Annotated in this window: 3 protein-coding genes and 2 pseudogenes; 4 read left to right on the top strand and 1 reads right to left on the bottom strand. The window is 41.7% G+C overall.

Translation table 11 applies throughout. The annotated features are described in order from the left end of the window. The first annotated feature begins 58 nt into the window (after positions 1-58). The 4 genes and pseudogenes from P3L47_RS23525 to P3L47_RS23510 all read left to right on the top strand — a co-directional run bounded on the left by P3L47_RS23525 (position 59) and on the right by P3L47_RS23510 (position 4736). Positions 59-1498, top strand: a pseudogene (locus P3L47_RS23525) (ATP-binding cassette domain-containing protein). 41 nt (positions 1499-1539) lie between these two features. Next, on the top strand, positions 1540-2082 hold the full coding sequence (locus P3L47_RS23520; RefSeq protein ID WP_277783750.1) for a DUF6057 family protein: 543 nt from the start codon (positions 1540-1542) through the stop codon (positions 2080-2082). Positions 2083-2101: 19 nt separating this feature from the next. Further along, positions 2102-3262 (top strand): DUF6057 family protein, encoded by a 1161-nt coding sequence (locus P3L47_RS23515; protein WP_277783749.1) that lies wholly within the window; start codon positions 2102-2104, stop codon positions 3260-3262. Positions 3263-3274: 12 nt separating this feature from the next. Further along, a pseudogene (locus P3L47_RS23510) lies at positions 3275-4736 on the top strand (TolB family protein). A 94-nt stretch (positions 4737-4830) separates the two neighbouring features. Here P3L47_RS23510 and P3L47_RS23505 read toward each other — a convergent pair. Then, positions 4831-6441, bottom strand: coding sequence for a SusD/RagB family nutrient-binding outer membrane lipoprotein (locus tag P3L47_RS23505; RefSeq protein WP_122361507.1), 1611 nt, complete (start codon positions 6439-6441; stop codon positions 4831-4833). Between the last annotated feature and the right edge of the window lie 3 nt (positions 6442-6444).

The following is a 6444-nucleotide window of genomic DNA, read 5'->3' as shown; positions in this document are numbered from 1 at the left end:
CCGGTATGCTTAATTTTATAAATAAACTATTTACCTTTGGGGAGACAAATTAAGAACAATGGAAAATAATAATAAAGCGATAGCCTATATAAATAATGTAGTGACCCGTTTGCCGGAACTGCGTTTTGCTGAACCTTTCAGCTGGACAATCAACGAAGGGGGAACAGTGGGCGATAGTGGGACCTAACGGTTCGGGAAAAACTTTGATTGCCGATCTGATGCAGCGTAAGTTTGCATTGAAAGAGGGAGAGGTGATCTTTGGTTATGACGACAAAGTCAGTAACCTGATCAAAAGTATAGCATTCAAGGATATTTATTCATTAGCCGATTGCCGGAACACATATTATCAGCAACGTTGGCATTCCACGGAGACAGATGAGGTGCCGACGGTGGAGGAAATATTGAAAGATCATTCCGTAACGGATGATTTGTAAAGATACTTTCTTTTTCGGCATCGCAGATTTATTGCCTAAGAAACTTATTTTCTTTCAGCGGGGAGCTGCGCAAATTCCTTATTGTCCGTTCTTTGTTGAGCCATCCGCGCATCTTGATATTGGATAATCCTTTTATCGGTCTCGATGCCGCTTCGCGCGATGTTTTGGTAAGTCTGTTGCAGCAAATGGCGAAACTGGAGAATGTACAGGTTATTCTGTTGTTGTCGAATCCGGTGATATTCCGAAATGATTACTCATGTTCTTCCTGTACATAACCGGAAACCTTATGAACCGTGTACACGTGCGGAATTTATGGCGGATAAGGAGTTGCAGGCACATTTGTTTCCCTGTCATCCGGAGGATTTGTCATTACCTCTGTCAGACAAAGAACCATCCGTACATGAAATTACATTCCGTATGGAACATGTTTCTATAAAATACGGCAGTCGTACGATCCTGAAAAGAACTGGACTGGAAGTGAAAAACGGGGAAAAAGTGGGCTTTATTCGGTCCTAACGGAGCCGGAAAATCTACTTTGTTGAGTCTGATTTATGCCGATAATCCGCAATCTTACGCAAATAGTTTATTTTTGTTTGACCGGAAGCGGGATCAGGTGAAAGTATCCCAGGATATAAAGAAAAGGATAGGTATGTTTCTCCGAGATGCATCTGTTTTATATGGAGAATGTGCCGACTCTGAATATTGTAGGTTCCGGTTTTTGATTCTATCAGGCTGTATCGTAAATGTACGGAAGAACAGCAGGCTGTTGCTTTGGCATGGATGCGTGTCTTTGGTATTGAAGAGTTGAAAGACCGTTCATTTCTGACATTGTCTTCCGGCGAGCAGCGGCTGGCTTTGCTGGCACGGGCTTTGTGAAAGATCCGGATCTGATCATTACGGACGAGCCGTTGCATGGCCTCGATATCAGTAATAAGCGGAAAGCAGCACATGTGATCGAGCAGTTTTGTGCGCGTCCGGGAAAGACACTGATTTACGTAACCCACTATCCGCATGAATTACCTTCGTGTGTCGACAGGCGTTTCGAACTGATTAAACATACTTAAAAATCATAATACCATGAGATTGAAAGTCACAGCTTTTCGGGTTGGTTGTATTGGCTGCTTTGTTCGTCTTTTTACAGGAATATAGTCGATTCCATTTCTTTTTTATTGAGCAAAGCCAGTTGTTTCAGTTTACCGGTGAATATATCTCCGGCAAATTGTCTATGCCAGGCGGATTTGCGTTAACCTTATCTGAATTTTTAGTGCAGTTCTTTCGGTATCCGTATGCCGGGGCAGGGATTACGGCTGTATTGCTACTGTTCGCAGGGATTGGAATGAGAGGAATCGTCCGCCGGATCGTACCGGGTACAGGGTTGTTCCTGCTTTATCTGATACCAGTTATTTTGCTTATGTTCCTTCATTTTGATTTCAATTATCTGGTTTTCGGAACGATTGCGTTCAATCTGATGCTTCTGGCTCTGTATTTGTGCTTGCGTATATCGGATGATAAATGGCGGATGATAGCAGAGATCGTTGTGACACCGTTGCTTTATGGGCTGGCGGGAGCGGTGGCATGTTTGTTTGCCCTGTCTGTTTTGATTTATGAGTTCCTGAATAAAACTCCGAAGTTTACTGGGTTTTATTAGCTGTTCTGTTGGGGAGCTTATGTGGAATTTGCAGTGTTTATTTTGCCTTGTTGGGAGAGTACCGTTTTGCCTTTTTACGGATGCATATTATCATACGGCATTGGAGCCTAAATCTGTCATCTATTATTCATGGATTTCATTCCCTCTCATTCTGATTGTAGCTTTTCTGCTGAGGAAAAGGAAGAAAGAGATCGGTAAAAAAACAAGAATCGCAGGAGTTGTTTTACAACTGGCTCTTTTATTTGCGTTCTGTTGGTGGGGTATTCCAAAGTACGGAGATAGAAAGTCAGCCAAGGTGAAAGAACTGGATTATTATGCAAGAACGGAGCAATGGGATAAGATCCTGGATGCCAGTAAAGGTACGTTGACTAATTATTTGAATATGTGCTATCTGAATCTGGCTTTGGCACAGAGAGGAGAATTGGCAGATCAGATGTTCAATTTCGATCAGAGAGGTCCGCAGGGATTGATGGTCGGTTGGAATAAAACTGAACAGATATCTTCTTTATTGAGTGATATTGCTTTTGCGATGGGCAATTCGGCAATGGCGCAGGAAATGGCTTTTGAGGCTTATGCGACCGCCATAGGAGAGGGGAATCCGAGAATGCTGAAAAGGCTTGTCCAGACAAATATTATTTACGGAGAATATCAGGTAGCGGAAAAGTATCTGAATATATTGGGGAATACGGTTTATTATAAGAATTGGGCAGATGAACACCGGAAGTTTTTATATAACGATGCTGCGGTAGAGCAGGATTCGGCATTAGGATCAAGGCGTAAATGCCTGCCAAAGGAAAATTATCTTTCCGAAATAAACTATATGGAAAAAGATTTGTGCATGGTTGCAGAGGCTAATCCGAAAAATAAAGCGGCTATCCAGTATCTGGGGGCTTTGTATTTGCTGGCGAAGAATATGGATGGCTTCAAAAAGATGGTGGAGACTTATTATGGTACGGAGGTCCTTCCTTCATTGCCGAAATCTTTTCAGGAAGCTGTGATCACTTTGTCGGAGGCTGAACCGGATTATTGGAAACGTTTCGATATTTCTCCGTCTGTGGTGCAGCGTTTTGCCGAATACAAGAAACAGGTATTAGGAAACCGGAATAATAAAAATGCGTTGCCCGGATTGATGAGACGGGCTTATGGAGATACGTACTGGTTTTATTTTATGTTTAAATAAAAGAGATGGAATATGAATGGAAATTATAAATATATAGCTTTGCTGACCCTGTTTTTTTCATGTTCGGATTCGGTTCAGGTGAGTGAAACATTGGATAGAAAGCCAGCTATTGTTCCGGATTATGCGGATATAACAATTCCGGCAAATATCGCTCCTTTGAATTTCTCCCTGAAGGATTCTGTCGAAGATGCACAGGTCGTTTTGTCGTACGCCGGTCAGCAGGTGGAAGTGAGGGCAAAGGATAACCAATTTGTTTTCCCGATCTCTAAATGGAAGAAACTTTTATCGTCTGCAACAGGAAATACGGTAGAGGTGGTTGTCCGTGTGAAAGAGAAGGGAAAGTGGCTGGAATATGCTCCTGTCAAATGGAGTGTGGCGGCAGAACCGATCGATCCTTATATTGCTTACCGTCTGATCGCTTTCCAGGATATACTCTATGGAATAAAATGGGACTTTACCAGCGCAATTTGGAAAACTATACAGAAACCCCGATCATCGAGAATAAGATGAGTGGCAGGAATTGTGTGAATTGCCATTCGTTCTGTATGCAAAATCCCGATAAGATGTTATTCCACATGCGAGAAACCTATCCGGAACAATCCTGGTCGATGGTGATAAGATCGAGAAAACTGAATACAAAACGGAACAAACGATTTCATCTTTGGTATATCCTTCCTGGCATCCTTCCGGAAAGTATGTCGCATTTTCTGTGAATAATACAAAACAGGGATTCCATGCAAATGACAGGAACCGTATAGAGGTGTTTGATGAGGCTTCAGACGTGGTTGTATATGACGTGGTGAAACATGAAGTTGTCACAACAGCCAGGCTGTTTTCAAAAGATGCTTTTGAAACTTTTCCCACGTTTTCTCCGGACGGGAAAACACTTTATTTCTGCACGGCTGTTCCCCGTCCTATTCCGGAAGAATATTCCGAAATTAAATATAGCTTGTGTTCTATCGGTTTTGATCCGGATACCCGAAGCTTCGGTTCGGTAGTGGATACTTTATATAACGCTTCTGTTTCAGAACAAAGTGCATCTTTCCCCCGTGTGTCTCCGGATGGAAAACACTTGATGTATACGCTGTCCGGTTATGGTAATTTTTCTATTTGGCATAAAGATGCCGATCTGTATATGGCTGATTTGTCAACCGGCGAAAGCACACCTTTGGATATATTGAATAGCGATGATGTGGAAAGCTATCATTCCTGGAGCAGTAACAGTCGTTGGGTCATCTTCAGCAGTCGTCGGATAGACGGGTTGTATACGCGTCTGTATATCGCTTATATCGATGAGAACGGACAAGCATGCAAACCATTTCTGTTGCCTCAGAAAGATACCGGATTTTATGACCGTTTTATGATGTCCTATAATATCCCGGAATTTATTACCGGAAAGGTGAAAGTAGGAGGGAGAGTCCTCGGGCTAAAAGCAAAAGAAGATAAAGGTATCGATGTGAAGTTTGTGAAATAAATAAAAAGTTATTGATAGAAATAAAAAAGAAAGACCGGTAAAGTTCAACAGCAACTTTACCGGTCTTCTTTTTTATTTGAAATGAGTATTTCGTTTATCGGCTTCCTCCGGCCCACCAAACATTTTCAGAAAATACATACTGACCATTGCCATAAGCATTTTTAACATTAGGGTTGGTTGTAACGTCATCGCTGCCGTAAGGCGTGCGTAGCGGAAATTTACCCGGATTCTCGAAGTCATAGATGTCATGACCTTCTGATTTCAAACGACGTACGTCGTTATAGCATTCGGTTGATTCACCGTTCGCTCCCCAAAATGCCAGATACTTCTGGATCATTGTTTCTTTTAGCGGATCTGCATTGAACAAAGGAACAACTTCTGTCTCAAAATATTCTTCAGCCTCTGCTATTGTTACAGCTTCTGTTGAGTTACCTTTAACCGGAACAGAGGTGTTTTCCAAAGCTGCATCAACGCTAACTTCCATATTCATCAAACCGGCAACAATAGCTTCTTTCAATGTTGCTTTTGCTTCTTCCAAACGATTTAATCTTACTAAAGCTTCAGCTTCCAGGAATTTAACTTCATGGTAACTCATGAACATAGTAGGCGCAGTTGCAGCAAACAAGAAAATAGATGTGTTATAAACTTCCTGTACCTGTTGAGGCTTGCCGTTGGGAGCCATCATGGATAAGAAGTTCTCTTCCTTTCCTGTTAATTGTTTGCTGTAAAAACCTTCGGCACCCAGACTTTCATCGGCACCGATAGCATCAGCAAAAGCACGATGTAAGCGTGGATCATTACGAACGATCAGTTTTTTTGTCAGACTGGCACTGGCTGCAGTATATTCGCGGCTATAGAAAAAATCAAACAAAGGGTTTAAATTAGCAACACCGTCATACACATTGAAAGCTGCTTGATCACCAGCATTCTGTGCAGCTTTTTTGCAGCATTCTAAAACTGTATTTAATGCAGCGGTTTTATCTTCCGTCACATTTAATGTATGCATTGTATAACGTGCTTTTAGTCCGTAAGCTAACTTTAACCATTTGTTGGCATCTCCTTTGAACAGAATATCCTGAGCTCCGGGTTTACCTGTTGCATGTGTATCTCCTTTAGGAAGGTCTTCAATAGCGGCATCCAGGTAGGCAATGATAGCAGTGTAAATATCTTTCTGTTTGTCCATCTCCGGTGTCATGAACTGAGGTTTACCATTGTCTAATTGAGGCAATGCTGCCTGGCTGAAAGGTGCATCTCCAAAAGCATCAGCTATCAGACCTGCATTTACAGCAGCCAAAACTTCACCCATACCTTTTGTTGTATAGTTACCGGGTTGACTTCCTTCTTCCGAGCATTTGTCGATAATAATACGTGCATTTTTCAATGAACTATAAACTCCTCCCCAAATATTGTTGAAGGTGGCAGATGAATAAACCTCAGAAACACGGGTTTCAGCATTGTATAACTGATTGAAAATACCAACTTCATTTTCTACATAAGAAGAAAAGTAGTGGTTGAAATCGCCACCGATATTACTGAATGCTGTAGAAGTGATTACATCTGTCAGAATGAATTTAGCATCGACACTGTGCGGATTGTCTATATCCTGGTTGATCTTGTCCATTTTGTCTTCAGAGCAAGAGAACAAAACTCCGGCTACTAAAGCTACAGACAGATATGTTTTAATTTTATTATATCTAACTTTCATATT

Source organism: Parabacteroides chongii (assembly GCF_029581355.1).
GTDB lineage: Bacteria > Bacteroidota > Bacteroidia > Bacteroidales > Tannerellaceae > Parabacteroides > Parabacteroides chongii.
Note: the sequence above shows the minus strand (reverse complement) of the source record. Positions and strands in the feature narration are given on the sequence as shown.

What these genes read in the sequence shown, in the direction of transcription:
- P3L47_RS23515 (WP_277783749.1), top strand. Translation starts at nt 2,102, where the DNA reads ATGTGGAATTTGCAGTGTTTATTTTGCCTTGTTGGGAGAGTACCGTTT.
- P3L47_RS23505 (WP_122361507.1), bottom strand. Translation starts at nt 6,441, where the DNA reads ATGAAAGTTAGATATAATAAAATTAAAACATATCTGTCTGTAGCTTTA.